The 21,130-nt window shown below is 76.2% G+C and carries 20 protein-coding genes; 11 read left to right on the top strand and 9 right to left on the bottom strand.

The window, feature by feature from the left end; translation table 11 throughout:
* Nucleotides 1–814, top strand: an 814-nt coding sequence (locus PHY01_RS06020) for a nitroreductase family protein (protein WP_174824084.1), incomplete at its 5' end; no start/stop codon positions are given.
* Here the strand turns inward: PHY01_RS06020 and PHY01_RS06015 are convergent.
* Together PHY01_RS06015 and PHY01_RS06010 are read right to left on the bottom strand one after the other, a co-directional pair.
* Nucleotides 774–2,513 carry a sodium:solute symporter family protein gene (locus tag PHY01_RS06015; protein ID WP_141277520.1) on the bottom strand — a complete coding sequence of 580 codons (1,740 nt, stop codon included), beginning with the start codon at nucleotides 2,511–2,513 and terminating at the stop codon, nucleotides 774–776. The genes PHY01_RS06020 and PHY01_RS06015 overlap by 41 nt on opposite strands.
* Nucleotides 2,510–2,788 (bottom strand): DUF4212 domain-containing protein, encoded by a 279-nt coding sequence (locus PHY01_RS06010; RefSeq protein WP_141277519.1) that lies wholly within the window; start codon nucleotides 2,786–2,788, stop codon nucleotides 2,510–2,512. Before PHY01_RS06010 ends, PHY01_RS06015 begins: the two co-directional genes overlap by 4 nt.
* A 244-nt stretch (nucleotides 2,789–3,032) precedes the next feature.
* Between PHY01_RS06010 and PHY01_RS06005 the strand changes: the two genes are divergently transcribed.
* Together PHY01_RS06005 and PHY01_RS06000 are read left to right on the top strand one after the other, a co-directional pair.
* Nucleotides 3,033–3,371 carry a hypothetical protein gene (locus tag PHY01_RS06005; RefSeq protein ID WP_218030020.1) on the top strand — a complete coding sequence of 113 codons (339 nt, stop codon included), beginning with the start codon at nucleotides 3,033–3,035 and terminating at the stop codon, nucleotides 3,369–3,371.
* A 162-nt stretch (nucleotides 3,372–3,533) separates the two neighbouring features.
* Nucleotides 3,534–4,166: a class I SAM-dependent methyltransferase gene (locus PHY01_RS06000; protein ID WP_141277517.1), complete on the top strand. Its 633-nt coding sequence runs from the start codon at nucleotides 3,534–3,536 to the stop codon at nucleotides 4,164–4,166.
* Nucleotides 4,167–4,174: 8 nt separating this feature from the next.
* Here the strand turns inward: PHY01_RS06000 and PHY01_RS05995 are convergent, their stop codons facing one another.
* On the bottom strand, nucleotides 4,175–5,146 hold the full coding sequence (locus PHY01_RS05995) for an SDR family oxidoreductase (protein WP_141277516.1): 972 nt from the start codon (nucleotides 5,144–5,146) through the stop codon (nucleotides 4,175–4,177).
* A gap of 135 nt (nucleotides 5,147–5,281) precedes the next feature.
* On the opposite strand from PHY01_RS05995, the gene PHY01_RS05990 reads away from it, so the two are divergent.
* Nucleotides 5,282–6,121: a helix-turn-helix transcriptional regulator gene (locus PHY01_RS05990; protein WP_141277515.1), complete on the top strand. Its 840-nt coding sequence runs from the start codon at nucleotides 5,282–5,284 to the stop codon at nucleotides 6,119–6,121.
* 6 nt (nucleotides 6,122–6,127) lie between these two features.
* Here PHY01_RS05990 and PHY01_RS05985 read toward each other — a convergent pair whose 3' ends face one another.
* The gene (locus PHY01_RS05985; RefSeq protein WP_141277514.1) at nucleotides 6,128–6,592 is read right to left on the bottom strand and encodes a DNA-processing protein DprA; all 465 of its coding nucleotides are present in this window, start codon (nucleotides 6,590–6,592) and stop codon (nucleotides 6,128–6,130) included.
* A gap of 157 nt (nucleotides 6,593–6,749) precedes the next feature.
* Between PHY01_RS05985 and PHY01_RS05980 the strand changes: the two genes are divergently transcribed.
* Nucleotides 6,750–8,297 carry an alanine/glycine:cation symporter family protein gene (locus PHY01_RS05980; protein WP_141277513.1) on the top strand — a complete coding sequence of 516 codons (1,548 nt, stop codon included), beginning with the start codon at nucleotides 6,750–6,752 and terminating at the stop codon, nucleotides 8,295–8,297.
* On the opposite strand, the gene PHY01_RS05975 is transcribed toward PHY01_RS05980, so the two are convergent.
* A complete protein-coding gene (locus PHY01_RS05975; protein WP_141277512.1) occupies nucleotides 8,294–9,871 on the bottom strand; it encodes a GTPase in 1,578 nt (525 codons plus the stop codon). The two genes, PHY01_RS05980 and PHY01_RS05975, sit on opposite strands and share 4 nt — an antisense overlap.
* Complete coding sequence (locus PHY01_RS05970; protein ID WP_141277511.1) at nucleotides 9,868–11,553, bottom strand: dynamin family protein; 1,686 nt, start codon at nucleotides 11,551–11,553, stop codon at nucleotides 9,868–9,870. Before PHY01_RS05970 ends, PHY01_RS05975 begins: the two co-directional genes overlap by 4 nt.
* A gap of 396 nt (nucleotides 11,554–11,949) precedes the next feature.
* Between PHY01_RS05970 and PHY01_RS05965 the strand changes: the two genes are divergently transcribed.
* Nucleotides 11,950–13,248, top strand: a complete 1,299-nt coding sequence (locus tag PHY01_RS05965; protein ID WP_141277510.1) for an HNH endonuclease signature motif containing protein — start codon at nucleotides 11,950–11,952, stop codon at nucleotides 13,246–13,248.
* A gap of 474 nt (nucleotides 13,249–13,722) precedes the next feature.
* Nucleotides 13,723–14,076 carry an MmcQ/YjbR family DNA-binding protein gene (locus PHY01_RS05960; RefSeq protein ID WP_174824083.1) on the top strand — a complete coding sequence of 118 codons (354 nt, stop codon included), beginning with the start codon at nucleotides 13,723–13,725 and terminating at the stop codon, nucleotides 14,074–14,076.
* A 4-nt stretch (nucleotides 14,077–14,080) separates the two neighbouring features.
* Here PHY01_RS05960 and PHY01_RS05955 read toward each other — a convergent pair whose 3' ends face one another.
* The 3 genes from PHY01_RS05955 to PHY01_RS05945 are packed head-to-tail and all read right to left on the bottom strand — an operon-like array spanning nucleotide 14,081 to nucleotide 17,171.
* Nucleotides 14,081–15,241 (bottom strand): glycosyltransferase family 2 protein, encoded by a 1,161-nt coding sequence (locus PHY01_RS05955; protein ID WP_141277537.1) that lies wholly within the window; start codon nucleotides 15,239–15,241, stop codon nucleotides 14,081–14,083.
* Nucleotides 15,235–16,167 (bottom strand): hypothetical protein, encoded by a 933-nt coding sequence (locus PHY01_RS27005; protein ID WP_141277509.1) that lies wholly within the window; start codon nucleotides 16,165–16,167, stop codon nucleotides 15,235–15,237. The genes PHY01_RS05955 and PHY01_RS27005 overlap by 7 nt, the downstream gene beginning before the upstream one ends.
* Complete coding sequence (locus PHY01_RS05945) at nucleotides 16,164–17,171, bottom strand: glycosyltransferase family protein (RefSeq protein WP_141277508.1); 1,008 nt, start codon at nucleotides 17,169–17,171, stop codon at nucleotides 16,164–16,166. Before PHY01_RS05945 ends, PHY01_RS27005 begins: the two co-directional genes overlap by 4 nt.
* 54 nt (nucleotides 17,172–17,225) lie before the next feature.
* Between PHY01_RS05945 and PHY01_RS05940 the strand changes: the two genes are divergently transcribed.
* From PHY01_RS05940 to PHY01_RS05925, 4 genes are all read left to right on the top strand, one after another.
* A complete protein-coding gene (locus PHY01_RS05940) occupies nucleotides 17,226–18,116 on the top strand; it encodes a WcbI family polysaccharide biosynthesis putative acetyltransferase (protein WP_218030019.1) in 891 nt (296 codons plus the stop codon).
* Between the two features lie 105 nt (nucleotides 18,117–18,221).
* Nucleotides 18,222–19,286 (top strand): glycosyltransferase, encoded by a 1,065-nt coding sequence (locus tag PHY01_RS05935; RefSeq protein ID WP_141277506.1) that lies wholly within the window; start codon nucleotides 18,222–18,224, stop codon nucleotides 19,284–19,286.
* Complete coding sequence (locus tag PHY01_RS05930) at nucleotides 19,283–20,260, top strand: glycosyltransferase (RefSeq protein ID WP_141277505.1); 978 nt, start codon at nucleotides 19,283–19,285, stop codon at nucleotides 20,258–20,260. The genes PHY01_RS05935 and PHY01_RS05930 overlap by 4 nt, the downstream gene beginning before the upstream one ends.
* A complete protein-coding gene (locus tag PHY01_RS05925) occupies nucleotides 20,257–21,078 on the top strand; it encodes a glycosyltransferase family 2 protein (RefSeq protein WP_141277504.1) in 822 nt (273 codons plus the stop codon). The genes PHY01_RS05930 and PHY01_RS05925 overlap by 4 nt, the downstream gene beginning before the upstream one ends.
* The last annotated feature ends 52 nt before the right edge of the window (nucleotides 21,079–21,130 follow it).

Here is a 21,130-nt window from a genome sequence, read left to right as displayed (position 1 = left end):
GGTCGGGGACACGGCGGGCGCGCCCGCCCCCGGCGGCGTACTGGTCACGGCCCCGCCGCCGTACCGGCGGACCCCGGCCGGGCACCCGCTGGTCGACGCCGCGCTCGACGCCCTGCACCTGCCGCCCACGACGATCGTGGCCCCGCCCCCCGTGCCGCCCCGGGCGATCCTGGCCCGCCGCAGCGCAGGCTGGGACGAGCTCGTCGTCGACCACCCCGACGGCGCCGCGGCCGCGCTCGCCGCCGCCCGCACCGTCGGCGGCGACACGGTGGACGCCGTCGAGGTGACCCGCGCGCGCTCGGCGCCACTGCTCGCGCGGCTCGCCGGGCACAGCTGCGGGCAGACCCGGCTGGCCGGCGCGGCCCGCCTGCTGCTGATCGCCGGTCCGGCGCGCCCGGACGAATCCGCACCCGCCGCGCTGGTCACCGCGGGCGCAGCCGTGCACGCCGCCTGGCTGGCCGCCACCGCGGCGGGGGCCGCCGCCCGGCCGGTCGGCTGCTGGATCGACGCCGAGCTGCGCCTGGCCGGCCGCCCCCGTCGCGTGCTGCACGGACTCCTGATCGGTGGGCGCCGGGGCGGCCGCACGCCGGTTCAGGAGGACGCCGGCATCGATGGGCACGGTCGTCGTGGTGATCCACATCCCGGCGCCGGGGAAGGCGACGACGCAGGACCCGTCCTGCTCGGCCGGTGCGTCGACGGGCATCACGTCGGACCGGATCGCGCCGCGCAGATCCCCGGCGTCGGGCGGCCGGGGATCTGCGCGGCCCGCGCCGTCAGTCGCGCCCGGCCCGGCCCGACGGGGGCTCGTCGATGATCCCCTCCTCGGCGGCGGTCTCGTCGAGGTGCCCCTCGGCGTGGGCGGCGACGAGCTTGCTCTTGCCGGGGTAGCGGATCTCCTCGACCAGCTCCTGCATCGCCGGGGACGGCTTCGGGGTGAACTGCGAGACCACGATGGTGACCACGAAGTTGATCAACATGCCGACCGTGCCGAAACCGGTCTCCGCGATGCCGAGGATCCCCTCGCCGTCACCGTAGATGTCGATGGTCCACAACATGTAGGCCATCGTGGTGACCAGGCCGGCCACCAGGCCGGCCGTGGCCCCCATCGCCGTGGTCTTCTTCCAGAAGATGCCCAGCACCAGGATCGGGAAGAAGCTCGCTGCCGCCAGGCCGAAGGCCAGTGCCACCACCTGGGCGACGAACCCGGGCGGGTTGATGCCCAGGTACCCGGCGACCAGGATCGCCGCGCCCATCGCGATCCGGCCGACGAGCAGCTGGCGCGCCTCGGTCGCCCGCGGGTTGATCCGCTTGTAGTACACGTCGTTCGCCACGGAGGAGGAGATGACCAGCAGCAGACCCGAGGCCGTCGAGAGCGCCGCGGCCAGGGCGCCGGCGGCGACCAGGCCGACCACCGGTGCCGGGAGCCCGGCGATCTCCGGCGCCGCGAGCACCATGATGTCGTTGTTGACGGTCAGCTCACCGCCGCCCGGCCCGTAGTCGATGAGGCCGTTGCCGTTCGCGTCGTCGAGCGTGATCAGCCCGACGTCGCTCCAGGTGTTGAACCACGTCGGGGTGGCGTCGATCCGCGTCCCGGCGATCTGGTCGATGAAGTTGAGCTTGCTGAACGCGCCGATGGCCGGGGCCGAGGTGTAGAGCAGCGCGATGAAGAACAGCGCCCACAGCGCCGAGTAGCGGGCGGCCCGCACGCTCTTGGCGGTGTAGAAGCGCACGATCACGTGCGGGAGCCCGGCGGTGCCGAACATCAGGGCCGCGGTGATCAGCACCATGTTGAGCATGTTCGTCTGGGTGAACGCCGCGGTGTACGCCTCGAACCCGAGGTCGCGCTGCAGCCCGTCGAGCTCCGCGAGGATCTGGCCGAAACCGATCTGCGGCACCGGGATCCCGGAGAGCTGCACGGAGATCGCGACGGCGGGGATGAGGTAGGCGACGATCAGCACCGAGTACTGCGCCACCTGTGTCCAGGTGATCCCCTTCATCCCGCCGAGCACGGCGTAGAAGAAGACGATGACCATGCCGAGGATGACGCCCGCGACCGTGCCGACGCCGAGGAAGCGCTGGAACACCAGGCCGACGCCGGCCATCTGCCCGGCGACGTAGACGAACGAGATGACGATCGCCGCGACGACGGCGACCAGCCGGGCCGACTCGGAGTACCGGTCGCCGACGAAGTCGGGAATCGTGTACTTGCCGAACTTGCGCAGGTACGGCGCCAGCAGCAGGGCCAGCAGCACGTAACCGCCGGTCCAGCCCATGAGGTAGACGGACCCGGCGTAACCGTTGCCGGTGAACGCGACGATGCCGGCGAGGGAGATGAAGGACGCCGCGCTCATCCAGTCGGCGGCGATCGCGGCGCCGTTGGCCGGCGCGGGAACGCCCCCGCTGGCGATGTAGAAGCCGGCCGTGCTCGACACCCGGCTCGCGTACGCGATGTAGATGTAGACGCCGAAGGTGAGGACGACGAAGACGAGCGTCCAGAGCTGGATCTGGCTCATGAGTGGTGGACCTCCTCCTCGTACTCGTCGATCCCGAACTCGGCATCGAGCTTGTCCATGCGCCAGACGTAGACGGCGATGAGGATGACGAACACGAGGATGGAGCCCTGCTGGGCGAACCAGAACCCGAGCGGGAACCCGAGCACGACGATCTGGTTGAGCAGGTCGACGAACAGGATGCCCGCGCCGAACGACACGAGCGCCCAGATCGCGAGCAGGACGCTCATCAGGCGCAGGTTGCGGCGCCAATACTCACTTCGTTGCGCTGTGTCCACTCGTTCCTCCACAGATCCACCGGCCGGATGATCCAGATCACACGCCGGTGCAGAGGCAAACAGAAGGCCGCGAACGCCGTCAAGGTTACGGATCAGACTTCAGACAACGATCCGGACACGGCCGAACGGGCCATGGACGGCACGACCATCCGACATCTACGTTGGCCGAATGGTCCAGGCGAGCCCCCAGACAGGCCGGAGAGCGCGCCGCCACCCCGCGAACAGGCGGCTGCTCCTCGCCGCGGTGCTGATCCTCGTCGGGGCGTTCCTGCCCTGGCTGGCCACGGGCGCGGGCAACGTGTCGGGAGTGCGCGGAGCAGGTCTGTGGACGATGTACGCGGCGGTACTCGGGCTGGCGGGCGCCGCCGTGCGGTCCCCCCGCATCGCTGCGCTGCACGCGGCGGTGCTGGCCGCCGTCGCGCTCGCGCTCCCGCTGTGGCAGGTCGTGCACGTCCTGGGCCTGGTCGGGTTCGCGGGCTGGGTTCCCGGCCCCGGCCTCGTCATGACCGTCGGCGGTGGCGTCCTCGCCGGCAGCGCCGCCCTTGCCCTGTATCGCGACTCCCCGCCCCGCACGCAGACATGAAGGTCGGTCGATGAGCGCGGTCCGGGGAGCACGCGACGAGCCGTGACGGTCGTGCCCGACCGGATCGGCGGGCCGGACCGGGCGCCGAGGTGCCCGGTGGGCGTCCTTGCCGGACCGGCAACACGGCTGTCCCACCCGGCGGACGGGTGGGACGGTGGACCGATGAGCGACACCTACCTCGGAGACCCTGCGGTGCGGGCCGAATGGGACCGCCGCTACGCCGACCGCGGGCAGCTGTGGAGCGGCCGCCCCAACGGCGCGCTCGTGGCCGAGGTCGCCGGGCTCCCGGCCGGTCGGGCCCTCGACGTCGGCTGCGGCGAGGGCGCCGACGCCGTCTGGCTGGCCGCCGCGGGCTGGGACGTGACCGCGCTCGAGGTCTCCGGGGTGGCGCTGGAACGGGCGGCGGGCCACGCGCGCGACGCCGGGGTCACCGTCGGCTGGGTGCACGCCGGGCTGGTCGAGGCGCAGCTGGCGCCGGGGTCGTTCGACCTGGTGTCCGCGCAGTACCCCGCCCTGCTGCGCACCCCCGACGCCGCGGCCGAGCGGGCGCTGCTGGCCGCCGTCGCCCCGGGCGGGACCCTGCTGGTCGTGCACCACGCGGGGATGGAGGACCACGAGCCCGCCGACGGCGACTTCGACCCGGCCGACTTCGTCTCGCCGTCGATGGTCGCCGCGCTGCTCGACGACGGCTGGGAGGTCGAGCGCGACGAGCGGCGGCCGCGTGTCGCACCGGACGGCGGGGCCGGTGCGCACCACGTCGAGGACCTCGTGCTGCGGGCGCGCCGGCGACGCTGAGGCCGTCGTCAGGCGATGTCCCGCACCGGCCGCTCCGCCCCGGCGTCCGGGAAGGACACCCCGGCCAGCTCGGCGGAGACGTCCCACACGCGCGCGGCGTCCGCGGTGCTGCGCAGGGGGCGGTAGAGCTCCTGCTCCGCCGGGGGGCCGCCGAGGTGCTGGAACCCGGCGGGCCCGTAGAGCCGCCCGCCCCGAGCGTCGGGCGAGGTCGCGGCGAGCAGGGCGGGCAGCAGGGCGGTCTCGACCGTCCCGAGCAGGATGCCGCGGCGCGACAGCGCACGGATGACCCGCACCTGCGGGGTGTCCCGGTCGCGTCCGACCTCGGGGCGGGCGGCGAGCAGGTTGGTGGGGGCGACGCCGGGGTGGGCGAGGTTGCTGGTGATCTCCCAGCCGCCCGCCCGGCTGCGCCGGTCGAGCTCGAGGCCGAACAGCCCGAACGCGATCTTGGACTGGCTGTAGGCGCGCTGGCCGTGGTAGGAGCGCTCCCAGTTCAGGTCGTCCCAGTGGATGCCGCCCGACCGCGCGGCGATGCTGATCTGCGAGGTCACCCGGGCCCGTCCGGCCCGCAGCAGCGGCAGCAGGTGGGCGACGAGCGCGACGTGGCCGAGGTGGTTGGTGCCGAACTGCAGCTCGAAGCCGTCGGCGGTGGAGCGCCGGTCCGGTGGCGTCATCACCCCGGCGTTGTTGACCAGCAGGTGGATCGGGCGGCCCTCCTCGCGCAGCGTCTCGCCCAGCGCGGCCACCGAGGCCAGCGAGGACAGGTCGAGCGCGCGCAACGACACGTCGGCGCCGGGGTGCCGCGCGCGGATCGCGGCGAGGGCCGCCTCCCCCTTGCGCGGGTTGCGGACGGGCAGGACGACCTCGGCCCCGGCGGCGGCGAGCCGGCGCGCCAGGCCGAGGCCGAAGCCGTCGCTGGCCCCGGTGACGACGGCGCGCCGGCCGGAGAGGTCGGGGACGGTGATGTCGAACGTGCGGGCCATGACGGCGCTCCTGGAGGTCTCGGCGGTTCGCCACCAGCCTCACCCGGGCGCGCAGGCGCAGCCACGGCCCGACGATCCGTGGCTGGGACCGCCCGCCGACGGTAGGAACGACACGGCACCGACGAGAGGGGCGACATGGTCGACCGGGTGGGGCTGGCGGAGTTCCTGCGGCGTCGCCGCGAGGCGCTGCAGCCGGAGGACGTCGGCCTGCCGCGCGGACGGCGGCGGCGGACCAGCGGGCTGCGCCGGGAGGAGGTGGCCGCGCTGTGCCACATGTCGACCGACTACTACGCGCGGCTGGAACGGGAGCGCGGCCCGCAGCCGTCGACGCAGATGCTGGCCTCGATCGCGCAGGGCCTGCACCTCTCGCTCGACGAGCGCGACCACCTGTTCCGCCTCGCCGGGCACGAGCCGCCCGTGCGGGGCGCGGACGGCACCCACGTCGGCCCGGGCCTGCTGCGCATCCTCGACCGGCTCGACGACACCCCCGCCGAGATCGTCACCGAGCTGGGCGAGACGCTGCGCCAGACCCGGCTCGGCGTCGCCCTCACCGGGGACGCGACGGCGTACACCGGCCCGGCGCGCAGCCGCGGCTACCGCTGGTTCACCGACCCGGCGACGCGTGAGCTGTACGCGCCGGAGGAGCACCCGTTCCTCACCCGCATGTACGCCTCGGGGCTGCGCGCGCTGGTCACCCGGCGCGGCCCCGGCTCGCGTGCGGCGCACCTGGCCGACCTCCTGCTGGCCCGCAGCGCCGAGTTCCGCACGGCGTGGGACGCGCACGAGATCGGCCTGCGGCCGCACGACGTCAAACGGCTGGTGCACCCCGAGGTGGGCGCGCTGGAGCTGCACTGCCAGACGCTGCTCGACCCCGACCAGTCCCACCTGCTGTTCGTCTACACGGCGGTCCCGGGCAGCGAGAGCCACGAGAAGCTGCAGCTGCTGTCGGTGATCGGCGCGCAGGCGCTGCGCTGAGCGGCCTCAGAGCGGGACGACCAGCCGGGGCCGCCCCTGCTCGGCGGCGTAGTGCAGCGTGTACCAGGTGCCCCCGCCCGCGGACTCGGCACCGCGCGGGAAGCCGATGACGAGCGCGGCGCGGTCGACCATCCAGCGGTTGCGCGCGTGGTAGGCGGCCTTGCCGAGCAGCGTGGCGCCCAGCTCGACGACGTCGGCGAGGCGCCCCTCGGCGCGCAGCCGGTCGATCAGCGCGACCGACCCGGCGGGCTGGTCGACGATCCGGCACGGCAGGACGACCGTCAGCGCGGCCGTGGTGTTCTCGGCGAGCCAGTGCAGGGCGGCGGTGTCGACGCCCGACGCCCCACCGACGTAGAAGTGGGCCGGGGCCTCGGCGAACGGCCGGAGGTAGGCCTCGAAGGACCGGGCCAGCTCGTCGTCGGGGGCGTCGCCGACGCTGCGGGTGCCGGTGATCGCGACGGTGCGTTCCACGCGGGCGGGCTCCTCGGGGTGGGTGCGGTGCCTTCCGCGGCCGAACCTACCGCCCCGGGGCGCCCGGATGTCCCGTTCGCGGCCTCAGGTGACGGTTTCGAACCGGAATGCCCGTTCCGTTTGCGCTCCGCCGGTTCGTCGGGTGTCGTTGTCGTCCATGTCACCCCACAGTGTGATCGCCGCACCCGCCACGAGCGGGCCGTTGAGCGCCATCGAGAACGCGATCAACTCCGTCTTCGACCCGATCTCCAGCGCGGTGTCCGGGTTCGTGTTCGCCGAGGTCACCGTCCTCGGCGCCACCTTCCCGTGGATCGTCGCCTGGCTCGTGATCGCGGCGGCGATCTTCACGGTGTACTTCGGCTTCGTCCAGTTCCGGAGCATCCCACTGGCGCTGCGCATCCTGCGCGGCCGCTACAGCAACGACTCCGACCCCGGCGAGATCACGCACTTCCAGGCGCTGTCCTCGGCGGTGTCCGGCACGGTCGGGCTCGGCAACATCGCCGGGGTCGGCGTGGCGGTCAGCGTCGGCGGGGCCGGGGCGACGTTCTGGATGATCGTCGCGGGGTTGCTGGGGATGTGCACGAAGTTCGTGGAGTGCACGCTCGGCGTCAAGTACCGCGACGTGCACGAGGACGGCACCGTGTCCGGCGGCCCCATGCACTACCTGCGCAAGGGCGTGGCCGAGCGGCTGCCCGGCGGCGCGGGCCGCGTGCTGGGCACCGTCCTGGCCGGGCTGGCCGCGGTGTTCATCCTGTTCTTCGGGGTCGGCGGCGGCAACATGTTCCAGGCCAACCAGACCTTCGCCCAGCTCCAGTCGGTCACCGGGGGTGACACCGGGCCGCTGGGCACCGACGGCGCCGCGCTGATCTTCGGGATCGTCCTCGCCACGCTCGTCGGCGCGGTGATCTTCGGCGGCATCACCTCGATCGCGCGCGTCACCAGCCGGCTCGTGCCGTCCATGGCGATCATCTACGTCTCGGCGTGCCTGGTGGTCATCGTCGTCAACCTCGACCAGGTGCCCGCCGCGTTCGGCGCCATCTTCACCGGCGCGTTCACCGGCGCCGGCGTCGCGGGCGGCGTGCTCGGCGCGCTGATCATCGGCTTCCAGCGGGCGGCGTTCTCGAACGAGGCGGGCCTCGGCTCGGCGCCGATCGCGCACTCGGCCGTCAAGACCCGCCACCCGGTCACCGAGGGCTACGTCGCGCTGCTGGAGCCCTTCATCGACACGGTGGTCATCTGCACGATGACGGCGCTGACCATCGTCATCGCGGGCACCCCGCTGTGGCGCGACGCCCAGGCCACCGTGCTGGCCGGCGGTGACACCCCGGATGGCGTGCTGGTCACCTCCGACGCGTTCGCCACCGTGCTGCCGTGGTTCCCCGTGGTGCTCACGCTCGCCGTGGTGCTGTTCGCCGTGTCGACGATCATCACCTGGGGCTACTACGGGCAGAAGGCCTGGTGCCACCTGTTCGGCCGCAGCACCGTCAGCGAGCGGATCTACCAGCTCATGTTCACGCTGTTCGTCGTGGCCGGGTCGGTGCTGTCGCTCGGCTCGGTGCTCGACTTCGCCGACGCCGTGCTGTTCCTGCTCGCCCTGGTCAACATCATCGGCCTGTACCTGCTGGCCCCGGTGGTGAAGCGCGAGGTGCGCGACTTCCACGCCAAGCTGCGCAGCGGCGACGTCGTCGAGCGGCAGAAGACCTAGCGCCGGCCGTCGAGCCCGGCCACGGCGTCGCGCAGGGCGCCGTAGGCCGCCAGCTCGGCGGTGACCGGGGCCACCACGAGGTCGCCGGCCACCCGCGCGACGGCGTCGTCGAGGCGGCGCTGCACGCGGGCCCGGCGGCGCCGCGCCCCGATGCCCGCCAGCCCCCGCGCGACCAGCGCCAGCAGCAGGCCCGCGAGCAGCCCACCCAACAACAGGGCGGTCGGCAGCGGGACGGGCCCGACCATCGGGGTCGGCGGCTCGGGCAGGCGCAGCAGGGTGAGCAGGTAGAGCCCGGCGAGCCACACCCCGCCCGCGACGGCGAGCACGGCCAGCAGCGTCTGCGCCAGGCCCGCGGCGCGCCACCAGCGCGGCGGCCGGTCGAGCCCCAGGTCGGTGCCGGCGACGGCACGGTCGAGCGCGTCGGGCAGGTCGTCCTCGTGGGAGCGGGCGGCGGCGCGGACGGCGCCGGGCCACGGGTCGGGCAGCCCGGCGGCCGCCTCGTCGGACAGCGCGCGCAGGGCGATGTCGACCCGGGAACGTTCCACCGCCGAGGGCTGCGGCAGCGACGTGCGCGCGACGGGTGCGTCCGCACCGCGGTCCAGGTGCAGGCGGCGCAACGGGTCGGGACGCAGCCGGCGCAGGTGGCGGGTCAGCGGCCAGCCGGTGGCCGCCGTCGCCCGGTGCACCGACGCGCGCTCGACGGCCGCGCCGACGGCGGGCACCCCGGCCGCGGCACTCAGCGCGGCGTCCAGGTCGGCGACGGTGCGCGCGTCGGGCTCGGCGCGGGCCGGGCCCGCGACGACGTCGGCGAGGTCGGCGGCGACGGTGTCGAGGTCGGCCGACACCCGGCGCAGCGCGGCGCGGTGCGCGGCGACCGCCCCGGTCAGCACCGCGCGCAGCTCGTCGCGACCGCCCGGCGTCACCGCCGACACCCCCAGCACCGGGACGCCGTCGAGCCCGTCGTCGGCGAGCAGCCTGCGGACGTCGGCCAGCGCGGTGTCGACCTGGCCGGGCGGGAGGCGGTCGACCTGGTTGAGCACGACCACCATCACCTCGCCGTGACGCGCCAGCGGCCGCAGGTAGCGGTCGTGGACGGCCGCGTCGGCGTACTTCTGCGGGTCGAGCACCCACACCAGCACGTCGACGAGCGCGACGAGCCGGTCGACCTCCAGGCGGTGCGCGACGACCGTCGAGTCGTGGTCGGGCAGGTCGAGCAGCACGAGGCCGGGCAGGTCGGCGGAGGGGACGTGGTGGCGGCGCGGGATGTCGAGCCAGTCCAGCAGCGGGCCGGCGCCGTCGGCACCCCAGACGGCGGCGTGCGCGACCCCGGTGGTCGGCCGACGGACGCCGACGGTGGACACCTCGGCCCCGGCCAGCGCGTTGAACAGCGACGACTTGCCGCTGCCGGTGGCCCCGGCCAGCGCGACGACGGTGTGCGCGCCCGACAGGCGCAGCCGCTCCCCCGCGCGGCGGGCGAGCCGGCGGGCCGGGTCGAGCCGGGCCTCGTCGATCCGGCCGGTGCCCGCCTCCAGCACCCGGTCCAGGGCCCGCAGCCGGGCCGCGACCTCGGTCATCGGGCCCGCTCCACGGCCGCGGCGGCCCGTTCCAGCGCCACGGCGTCGTCGGGGTGGGTGGCGAGCCCGTGCAGCAGCGCGGCGAAGCGGTCCTCCTCGCGGCCGAGCAGGGCGGCGACGCGGTCGAGCAGGTCGGCGCGGGCGCGGTCGGCCAGCGCGCGCACGGCCTGGTCGCCGAACACCGCCTCCAGCACCTTCTGCGACAGCACCGTGGTGCCCCCGGCCACCGCCACCTCGATCGGCGGCGCCAGCACCGAGGTGGAGGCGAACACCGCGATCATGACGACCAGCCCGGTCGCGTTGACGCCGTACGCGGCCACCCGGGCCGTCGTGCGGCGGCCCGCGCCCTCGCGCCGGACGAGCTCGAGCACCGCGCCCTGCCAGTCGCGCACCAGGCGCTCGGCGTCGTCGCGGAAGCCGGGCGAGACCCGGTCGAGCCGCTCGCCGGACTCCCGCAGCAGCCCGGTGCCCGCCGCGCCCGCCCGCCACGCCGCCGTCGCCGACTCCGCGGCCCGCGCGGCCGCGCTGTGCACGAGCAGCGCGACGCCCGACTCCAGCGCGACCGTCAGGTCGCCGCCCGGCGCCGGGCGGCCGGTGAGCGCGGCGCCGATCCGGTCGCGCCAGCGCCCGACCCTCGACTGCAGAGCGCGCAGCAGCTCCCCAGTGCCGACGAACTCCTGCCAGCGGGCCAGCACCTCGCCGCGCAGCAGCGCCCCGTCGCGCATCCCCTCGTCGACCTCGTCGAGCGCCGCCGCGTAGGCGTCGCGGGCCTCGGCCCGCAGCCGCGACGCCGCGTCGGACTGGGCGCGGGCGTGCCGCGCGAGCCCCGCGACGCGCGGGCGCAGGCTGTCCAGCGCGCCGTCGAGGGTCCGGCGGATGACCGCCGCGCGGGCAGCCGCGTCGCGGGCCAGCTCGTCGAACCAGCGGCGGATCGGCGCGACGACGGGGTCGGGCAGCAGGCCGTCGACCAGCTCGGACTCGGGCACGACGAACAGCGGCGCCGCACCGAGCCCGTGCGCGGCGAGCATCTCGTGCAGGTGGGCCGCGATCTCCCGCTCGGCGCCGGGCGGCACGCGGTCGAGCAGCACGGCGAGTGCGGTGCCGCGGGCGGCGGCGGTCTCCAGCACGTCCCACGGCACGGCGTCGGCGTAGCGGGCCGCGGTGGTGACGAACAGCCAGAGGTCCGCGGCCGCCAGCAGCTGCCCGGCGAGGCGGCGGTTGGCCGCGACGACCGAGTCGATGTCGGGGGCGTCGAGGAACGCCAACCCCGGCGCCAGGGCGGTGGACGGCACGAGCTGCAGCGTCGCGTGGTCGGTGCCCGCGCCGGTGGTCCGGGTGAGTTCGGGGAGCACACGGGTGTCGGAGAACCAGGCCAGGTCGTCGGGATGGCAGACCAGCACCGGGGAGCGGGTGGTCGGGCGCAGCACCCCCGACGGCGTGACGGCCGCCCGGACCAGGCTGTTGACCACCGTCGACTTGCCCGCGCCCGTCGACCCGCCGACGACCGTCAGCAGGGGTGCGTCGAGGCGGTCCAGGCGTGGGAGGACGTAGTCGTCGAGCTGGTGGACGAGCTCGACCCGGTCGGTCCTGGCGCGTTCGGCGCCGGGGATGTCCAGGGCGAGGCCGGCGCCGTCGATCGTGTCGCGTAGCGCGCGCAGGGCCGTGCGCACGTCTGGCTGCATCCCCGGACCCCCCTGCGTGTGCCGCGTCGGCGAGCGGAGCGTACGTGGGTGGTTCGGGGCGTGGGTGAAGGGTCGGCGCTGGTCGGGGTTCGGCCCGGGGCTGTCCGTTGTCACGTCGACGGCCCAGGTTGACCGGCGGGGTGGTCGGCGGCTCGGTGGGTGGGCGAGCGGTCCGGCGCTCGGCGGGTGCGACGGGCCGGGGCGCGATTCCGCGGTCGGCATGCCGACCGGTGCAGCGGCCGTCAGGGTGGCCCGACGGCTCGCCGACGCCGCGCGAGTGCCGCACCACCGCCGTCGGGACGACCACCAGGCGGCACTCACGAGGACCGGCCACCGATCACGGCATGACCTCTTGCGCTCTCGTCTTACCAGGTCAAATCCGGTATAGTCGAACATATGTTCGTCACCGATCTCGAACCGCCGCCGCCCGGGCCCACGCTCACCGACACCCGCCCGTCCGGGGTGTTCGGGTTGGAGTTGGACTTCGCCACCCGCGATGAGCAGTGGCTGCCCGACGCGGAGCTGGTCGATGCGGCGGTCGGGTTCGACCGGCTGATCGCCTGGGCGTCGGCCCGGCAGTCCGCGGTGTTGGCCGAGTTCGCCCGCCGGGGCGGGGACGGGTCGATCCGGCCGGTCACCGCGGCGGTACCCGCGCGGGAGTGGGCGGCCGATGAGATCGCGATGGCGTTGACCGTGTCGCCCGGGTCCGCGCGGGTTCGGCTCGCGGTCGCCGCGCGCCTGGACGGCGCTTTGCGCGGCACCCGGGAGGTGTTGGAGGCGGGGCGGATCTGTCCGTCGCGGGCCCGGTTGATCGCCGACCGGGTCGCCCTGCTGCCCGATGCGGTCGCGACCGTGGTGCAGGACCGGGTGCTGCCCAAGGCGCCGGGGCAGACGTGGGCGCAGCTCGACGCCGCGCTGCGCCGGGCGATCACTGCGATCGATCCGGAGGGGGCCGCTGAGCGGCACCGGGCGGCGAGGAAGGAACGCCGGGTCGATGTGTTCGCCCAGGACGACGGGATGGCGACCCTGTGGGCGCGGATGACCGCCCCGGACGCCGCGGCCTCGTTCGAGTGGTTGACCCGGCTCGCGCGTGGGATGGGCGCGGACGACGACCGGTCGTTGGACCAGCGGCGGGCCGACCTGTTGGCTGCCGCGCTGACCGGGAAGCTGGTCATCCGCGACCCCACCGCCGACCCGGTCGTGACCGCGCCGGTCAGCCCGGGCAAGCCGTTGATCACCGTGCTGGTGCCGTACTCGGTGTTGACCGGGTTCGACGATGCGCCGTGTGAGATCAGCGGGTACGGCCCGATCCCGGCGCAGCTGGCCCGCGACATCGCCGCCGACGCCGTCTGGAAACGGCTGCTGGTGGATCCGGTGTCGGGGGCGGTGCTCGACCACGGCCGCAGCACCTACCGGCCCCCCGCAGCCCTGGCCGACCACGTCCGGGCCCGCGACGTGACCTGCCGCCACCCCCGCTGCCGCCGCGCCGCCACGACCTGCGAGCTCGACCATGTGACCGCGTGGCAGGACGGCGGGGGCACCGGCGAGGACAACCTGGCCGCGTTGTGCACCGCCCACCACGACCTCAAGGAACAACCCGGCTGGCGGGTGGTGCTGCATCCGGACCGGTCGGTGGAGTGGACCACCCCGACCGGGCACACCTACCTGACCGCACCCTACGACCACCGCGTCTGAACGGAACCAGGTAGCTGTCGGGAGCCGCCGTGGAGGTCCGCTCGACCGTCTCCCGCTCACCCGAGCGCGGGAGAGCCGTCGGCGTGCCCGCGGAACCGATCGGAGGCGGTCCGGCCGTGCCCGACGACAGGACCCGCCGACCGGCCCTGCCCGGCCGGGTCGTCTGTTCCCGATCCCGCGGTCCGGGCACCGGGCCGGAGCACTCGGACCGGACCTCTGGGCAGCGGTGGTGGCGGCGGGCACGGCGTGGATTCCGAAGCCGGTTCCCGCCGCGGGGGCGCCCTGACGGGGTGTGCGGCCGCGGTGAGCACCACGTCGCTGCCGTGGACGTCGCAGCCCACCAGCGGCAGGGCCGCGCCCGTCACCGAGCAGCCGGTGAGGATCACCGCTGTGGCTGCGGCGAGCGCGACGCCGGTCGGCCAGGACGAACAGCGACGCCCGGGACGATCTCGTCCGGTGGCTAGGCTGCCCGCCGTGGCTGACGCCGACGACGTCCGACGGCTGGCCCTGGCGCTGGCCGGGGTGGAGGAGATCGACAGCGCGGGGTTCGACTTCCGCGTGGCCGGGCGGGGCTTCGTCTGGTCCTACCCGGAGCGGGTGCCGGGCCGGCGCCGGGAGATCCGCACCGACATCGCGGTGCTCTACGTCGGCGACGAGGCCGAGAAGCAGGCGCTGCTGCTCGGCGAGCCCGAGCTGTTCTTCACCACGCCCGGCTACGACGGATTCCCGCTGGTGATGGTGCGGCTGGAGCGGGTCGACGTCGCCCGGCTCGCCGAGCTGGTCGGGGACGCCTGGCGGATGCGGTGCGAGTCGGCGGGCGCGGGCTGAACGGTCAGGGCGGGCCGAGCTCCAGCTCGAGGTGACCGAAGGCGAACCGTTCGACGTCGGCGTGCGGCGGGTGGCGGCGGGCGCGGCCCAGCGCGCGGGTGCTGTACGCGGTGGCGGCGACCAGCTCGCCGCGGCGCAGCACCACCGTGGCCAGGTCGCCGTCGACGAGCGCCCGGACGGCGGCCCCGACCGCCCAGGGCGGCAGCGGCCCCCGCACGTGCAGGCGGACGCGGGCGCGGCGGAGCTGGTCGTCGGTCCACTCGTCGCCGACCGCCAGGTCGTGGTGTTCCTGGTCGCGCAGCGACGCGGCCACCAGCGCGGCCCCGGGCACCGGCTCGATCGAGGCGAGCACGTCCGGGACGGCCCCCGGCGGGCTGCCCCGGCGCGTGCCGGGCTCGGGGACGAGCTCGGCCAGCCGGGCCCGTTCCCGCTCCTTCTCGGCGTCCTTCGCCGGGTCGTCCGGGGTGCGCAGCGCCCAGTCCGGGCCGTCGTGCCAGGCCACCGCGGCGGGCTCGTGCACCAGGACCGCACCGTTGTTCCAGGCGCGGTAGGCCAGGTCCCAGTCCTCGCCGCCGTAGCCGACGAACCGTTCGTCGAACCCGCCGACGTCGTCGAACAGGCTGCGCCGGCACGCCAGCACGGCACTGATGACGTAGCGGAAGGAGGTGCCGTCGGCGTCGAGGAGGTCGCGGGACCCGGCGTAGCCCTCCCGGAGCCAGGCGGGTTCGGGCAGCGGGCGGGAACCGTCGGTGTGGCGGCGCCGGCCGACGGCCAGGACGTCGGGGCAGCGGGCGACGCGCGCGGTCAGCCGCTCCAGGAACTGCGGCTCGGGCACGGTGTCGGCGTCGAGGAACACCAGCACCTCACCGCTGGTGGCCGCGACCCCGAGGTTGCGCGCGGCGGCGGCGCGGAAGCCGCGGTCGGCCTGGGTCACCACCCGCACCGGTGGCCCACCGGTCGGGGCGACGGGCGGCGGGTCCGATCCGTCGTCGGCGATCACGACCTCGACGGGCGGCAGCGTCTGGCGGCACAGGGCGTGCCAGGTGCGGGCCAGCTGGTCGGGCTGGCGGTAGTGGACGACGACGACGCTGACGTCGGGCCGTGGCGCCGGGTGCGCGTCGAGCAGGTCGTAACGGTTGCCCGGCACGAGGATGTCGGTCAGCACGCGAGGACCCTCCGGTAGAGCGCGGCGTGGGCGGCCCCGGCGGTGCAGCGCGGCGGTGCGCCGAGCCGGGTGCGGGCGGGGTCGGCCAGCGCCGCGGTGACGTCGAGCGTGTCGTAGGCGTGCAGGGAACCCGGCCGGCGGGCGGCCTGCTCGCGCACGTACGCACCGCGCGCGGCGAGCGGTCGGCGGCCGCAGGCCCACCACGTGGCCAGCGTGCCGCTGGCGCTGACCGTGCGCCCCGGCACCACCGGCACCGTGACGGCGCGGGCGGCCGCGGCGAGGTCGGCGTCGCCCAGCTCCCCGGTGACGACGAGCTCGACGCCCGCCGCCGCGGCCCGCGCGCCCAGCTCCGCCACCAGCGCCTCGTGCCCCGGGGACGGCCCGCCGGCCGCGACGACCCGCGGCCGCGACGGGTGGCGCGCCGCGGCGTCGAGCACGTCGGCGTGGCCCTTGCCGGGATAGAGGAAGCCGAGGACGCCGAGGGTCGGGCGGTCGGCCCATCCCGGCTCCGCGCCGCCGTCGACGGGGCGCGGCACCGGCAGGTCGACGACCGTCGCCGCGCGACCGGAGAACGCCGCCACCTTCGCCGCCTCGTGCGCAGCCGACACGACGACGGCGTCGCAGGCGGCGACGACGGCCGCGTAGCCCGCGGTGCGGCGGGCGTCGCGGGCCGGGTCGGGGTCGGCGCCGGGCACGTCGTGCAGCGTCACCACCAGCGGGCGGGGCGCGGTGGCGGCCCACGCGGTGAACGCGGCGGCGGCGGAGGCGATGTCGGGGCCCCACAAGGCGTCGGTGAACTGGGCGTGGGCGAGATCGGGCGGCACCCCGGCGCCGACGCCGTGCTCGGCGACGCGCGCGGCCACCAGCGCCGCGTGCCGGACCACGCCGTGCCCGGCCGGGCCGGGGGCCACGGGCAGCACCCTCACCGCGCCACCGACGCGTAGACCTCGGCGTGCACGCGCGCGATCCCCTCCCGCTGCCGTCGCCGCTGCACCGGATCGGCCCGCGCGGGCGGGGGCCCGGCGTGCGCACGGCGCACCGCATCCCGCAGCGAGGCGACGTCGAGGCGGCGCTCGTCGTGGCCGTAGACCAGGCAGGGGCCCTGCTCGGCGTAGTGGCCGCAGTCGGGGGCGAGCACCGCGGTGCCCAGGTCGTGACACGCCTCCAGCCAGCCCGAATGGGTGCCGAAGCGGTAGGGCAGGACGGAGAGGTCGAGCCCGGAGAGATAGGCCCACAGCTCGTCGTCGGTGAACGGCGGGTGCACCCGCACGTCGAACCCGGGCAGGGCGGCGGCGACGGCCCGACCGCGGTCGTCGTCGTGGGCGTCGACCTGCAGCCGGGCGCCGGGCAGCTCCGCCACGACCCCGGCGAGCGCGCGGGCGACCGGCACCGGGTCGGCGTTGGCGCGCACGCTCTTGGCGTGCAGCCCGACCACGAATCCGTCGTGCGACGGGCGGGGCGCCCCCAGCAGGTCCGGCGGCACGACGTGCGGGTGCGGCACGACCGTCGCCTCCCTGCCGAAGCGGCGCGCGATCCGCGCCGCGGCACCCGGGGTGAGGGTGAGCACCGCGTCGGCGGCCGGGACGAGGACGGCGAGCGCGGCGTCGTGGGCGGCCGGGTCGGGATGGTGGGGGTTGCGCAGGTCGTGCACGGTGACGACGAGCGCGCGCCCGGTGTCGCGCAGCGCGGTGACGAGCGCGGTCAGGTCGGCCGGGGTGCGGTCGTCGTAGCCGAAGTGAACGTGCAGGACGTCGAAGTCGGCGGCGTGGTCGCGCACCCAGGACGGCTCGAGCATCGGCGGCGGCCACCACCGCCCGGGCGGGGCGCCGGGCACGGGCGGGTCGGGCAGGCGCACGACCCCGTCGCGCGCCCCGGGGTCGGCGAGGTGCCGCACGTAGACGTGACCTGCGGGGACCGACGCGACGCGCACCCGGCCGGGTTCCCCGCCGGGCGGGTCCCCAACCGCGGGTGCAGCATGCGTCACGTGGACCCCGGACGGCGTCGCCACTACGGCGAGTTCTACGACGGCGGCACCGGCCCGGTCGCCCTCGTGCACGGCAACTGCCAGGCCGAGTCGCTGCGGGTGCTGCTGGCCGGGTCGCCGACCTTCACGCCGCGGCCGGTGCGGGTGCCGCCGGTGCACGAGCTCACCGCCGACGACCTGCCGCACCTGCACGCCCTGCTCGCCCGCACGACGGTGCTGCTGGGCCAGCCCGTCCGCGACGGCTACCGCGACCTGCCGCTGGGCACCGCCGAGCTGGCCGCGCACCTGCCCACCGGGGCGCGGGTGCTGCGCTGGCCGGTGGTCCGCTACGCCGGGCTGCACCCGTGGACGGTGATCGTGCGGCACCCGTCCGACATGGCGGCGGTGCCGCCCGTCGTGCCCTACCACGATCTGCGCACCCTCACCGCCGCCGCCGGGCTGCCCCCCGCGCCGCCCCCGGACGCCGTGGCCCTGCGCGCGGCGGCCGACCTCACCGTCGACGAGCTGGCGCGGCGCGAGCGGGGCACCGACGTCGGGGTGTCCGACCTGCTGCTCGGCCTCGGCGTCGACGCCGCCCACACGCTCAACCACCCCGGCAACCCCGTCCTGATCGCGCTGGCCCGCCGCGTGCAGGCCGCGCTCGGGCTCCCGGCGGACGCCGCCGAGCCCGGCCGCGCGCTGCTCGGCGGCATCCGGGCCCCGCTCGACGCCGCCGTGCTCGACGCGCTCGGGCTGGACGCGGCTCCGCGCGCACACTGGCTCGTCGACGGCGACCCGGTCGACGACGCGGAGGTCCGGGACGCCCAGCTCGACTGGTACCGCACGCACCCGCAGTGGGTGGCGGCCGGGCTGGAGCGGCACGCCGCGCGCCTGGAGCTGCTCGGGTGGTGACCGGCGTCGCAGGCGTGAGGTGACCCGGGGCGGGGTATCCGAGGTCCCGTCCTTCCTTGCTGATCTCCAGGAGTCCTGCATGCCGCCGGTCCGCCCCACCCGACGTTGAGCACCCACCGCGTCGCACTGGTCGCCTCCGCCCGGTACCCGATCCGCGAACCCTTCCCCGGGGGCCTGGAGGCGCACACCTGGCAGCTGGCGACCCGGCTGCGCGAGCGCGGCCACCGGGTGACCGTGTTCGGCGGGGCCGGCTCCGACCCCGCGCTCGACGTCCACGAGATGGCCCCGCTGCCCCCGTTGTCGTCGCACGCGCGCAGCGACGTGTCGATGCCCGCCGACTGGTTCCTCGCCGAGCACCACGCCTACCTGTCGCTGATGCTCGACCTCGCCGCGCCGGACGCCCCCTACGACGTCGTGCACAACAACTCGCTGCACTACCTGCCCGTCGCGATGGGCCCGTCGGTGCCCCGGCCGGTCCTGACCACGCTGCACACGCCGCCGACGCCGTGGCTGGAGTCGGCGATCCGGTTGCCGCGGGCGCGGTCGGGACCCCGGTTCGCCGCGGTCAGCCGCAGCACCGCGCAGCAGTGGCGCGGGCTCGTCCCGGACGTCCGCGTGGTGCGCAACGGCGTCGACACCGCGGCCTGGCCCGCCGGGCCGGGCGGCGGCACCCCGGTGTGGTCGGGCCGGATCGTGCCGGAGAAGGGGCCCGTCGAGGCGATCCGGGCCGCCCGCGCCGCCGGCACCGGGCTGCGGCTGGCCGGACCGCGGCCGGACCGCCGCTGGTTCGACGCCGAGGTCGCCCCGCTGCTCGGCGGCGACATCAGCTGGGTCGGGCACCTCGACCACGCCGCGCTGGCCCGGCTGGTGGGCTCGGCGTCGGTGGCGGTCGTGACGCCGTGCTGGGACGAGCCGTACGGGCTGGTCGTCGCGGAGGCGCTGGCCTGCGGCACCCCGGTCGCCGGGGTGGCCCGCGGCGCGCTGCCCGAGCTGCTCGACGACACCTGCGGGGTGCTCGCCGCACCCGGCGACGCCGCCGGGCTGGCCGCGGCGATCCACGCCGCCGCGCGGCTGGACCGCGCCGCCGTCCGCCGACGGGCCGAGCGGTTCTGCTCGGTCGCGGCGATGGTCGACGGCTACGAGGCCCTCTACGACGAGATCGCCGCGTGATCGCCTACTACGTGCACCACCAGGGCAGCGGGCACCTGCACCGGGCGGCGTCGATCGCGGCGGCGACCGGCACCCCGGTCGTCGGGCTCTCCTCGCGCCCCCGGCCCGCGGGGTGGGCCGGTCGCTGGGTGGAGCTGCCCGGGGACGACGGCGGCGAGACCCGCGACGTCACCGCGGGCGGCACCCTGCACTGGGTCCCGCGCCGCCACCCCGGGCTGCGGGCGCGGATGCGGGCGATCTCCGAGGTGGTGGCCGCGGCCCGGCTCGTCGTCGTCGACGTGTCGGTGGAGGTGGCGCTGCTCGCGCGGCTGCACGGCGTCCCGGTGGTCGTGATGGCCCAGCCGGGCGAGCGCACCGACCGCGCCCACCGCACCGCCTACGACCTGGCCGAACGACTGCTCGCCCCGTGGCCGCCCCGGCCGTCGGACTGGCCCGCGGCCTGGGAGGACAAGACCGTGCACCTGGGCACCCTGTCCCGCTTCGACGCCCGCCCGGTGCCCCCGCCCGGCGACCCGTGCCGGGTGCTGGTGCTGTGGGGCGCGGGCGGGCTCGACGTCACCGCCGACCAGCTGTGCGCCGCCGCGGCCGCCACCCCGGACCGGCACTGGGTCGTCGCCGGGCCCGCGGGCGCCGGGGGGCCGCCGAACCTGACGTGGCTGGGCTGGGTCGAGGACGTGTGGGCCGAGCTGTCGGCGGCCGGGACCGTGGTGACCCACGCCGGGCAGAACGCGCTGGCCGAGGTGGCCGCGGCGCGGCGCCCCGCCGTGGTGGTCCCCCAGCGCCGCCCGCACGGCGAGCAGGTGACCACCGCGCGGGCACTGGCCGGCGTCGCCGCCACCGTCGGCACCTGGCCGGAGCCCGGGGCGTGGCCCGCGCTGCTCGCCGCGGTGCCCGACGGCTCGGGCTGGGCGGCCTGGTCGAGCGGCACCGCCGCCACCCGGGCCGCGGCGCTGCTCGACGGGCTCGCCGCATGAGCACCGCCGTCGTCACGATCACCCGCGGCCGCGACGCCCACCTGCACCGGCAGCGCGTCGGGCTGGCCGACGACCCGCCGGACCGGCACGTCGTCGTCGGGATGGGGGCGCGGCCGGAGCTCGCGGACGTGCCGGGCGCACCGCCGGTCACCGTGCTGGAGGTGGACGTCCCGGACTCCGGGCTGCCGCTGGCCGCGGCCCGCAACGCCGGGGCGGCCGCCGCCGACGCCGACCTGCTGGTGTTCCTCGACGTCGACTGCATCCCGGCACCGGGGATGCTGCGCCGCTACGCCGACGCCGCGCGCCGCGTCGACGGGCCCGCGCTGCTCTGCGGGCCGGTGTACTACCTGCCCCCGGCCCCCGACGGCGGCTACCCGGCCGACGGGCTGGCCGCGCTCGCCCCGCCGCACCCCGCCCGCCCGGCCCCGCCGGACGGCGAGCTCGTGGCCGAGGAGCGGTTCGACCTGTTCTGGTCGCTGTCCTTCGCCGTCACCCGCGCCACCTGGGCGGTGCTCGGCGGGTTCTGCGAGGACTACACCGGCTACGGCGGCGAGGACACCGACCTCGCCTGCACCGCCCGCGAGGCCGGGGTCGGCCTGTTCTGGGTGGGCGGCGCGAGCGCGTTCCACCAGTACCACCCCCCGGCGCGCGAGACGCCCGGCCGGATCGCGGAGATCGTCCGCAACGCCCGGCTGTTCCACCGCCGCCGTGGACGCTGGCCGATGACCGGCTGGCTCGACGACCTGGCCGCCCGCGGGGTGGTCGAGTTCGACCCGGCCCGCGGCGTCCTGCACCTCACCCCGGGAGGGACCCCCTGACCACGCTGCTCGACCCGCACCCGCCGGGTCCCGCGCCCGCACTGCCCGACGC

Origin of the sequence: Pseudonocardia hydrocarbonoxydans, from assembly GCF_006539565.1 — a bacterium.
Lineage (GTDB): Bacteria > Actinomycetota > Actinomycetes > Mycobacteriales > Pseudonocardiaceae > Pseudonocardia > Pseudonocardia hydrocarbonoxydans.
This window is presented reverse-complemented; position numbering and strand designations above follow the sequence as displayed.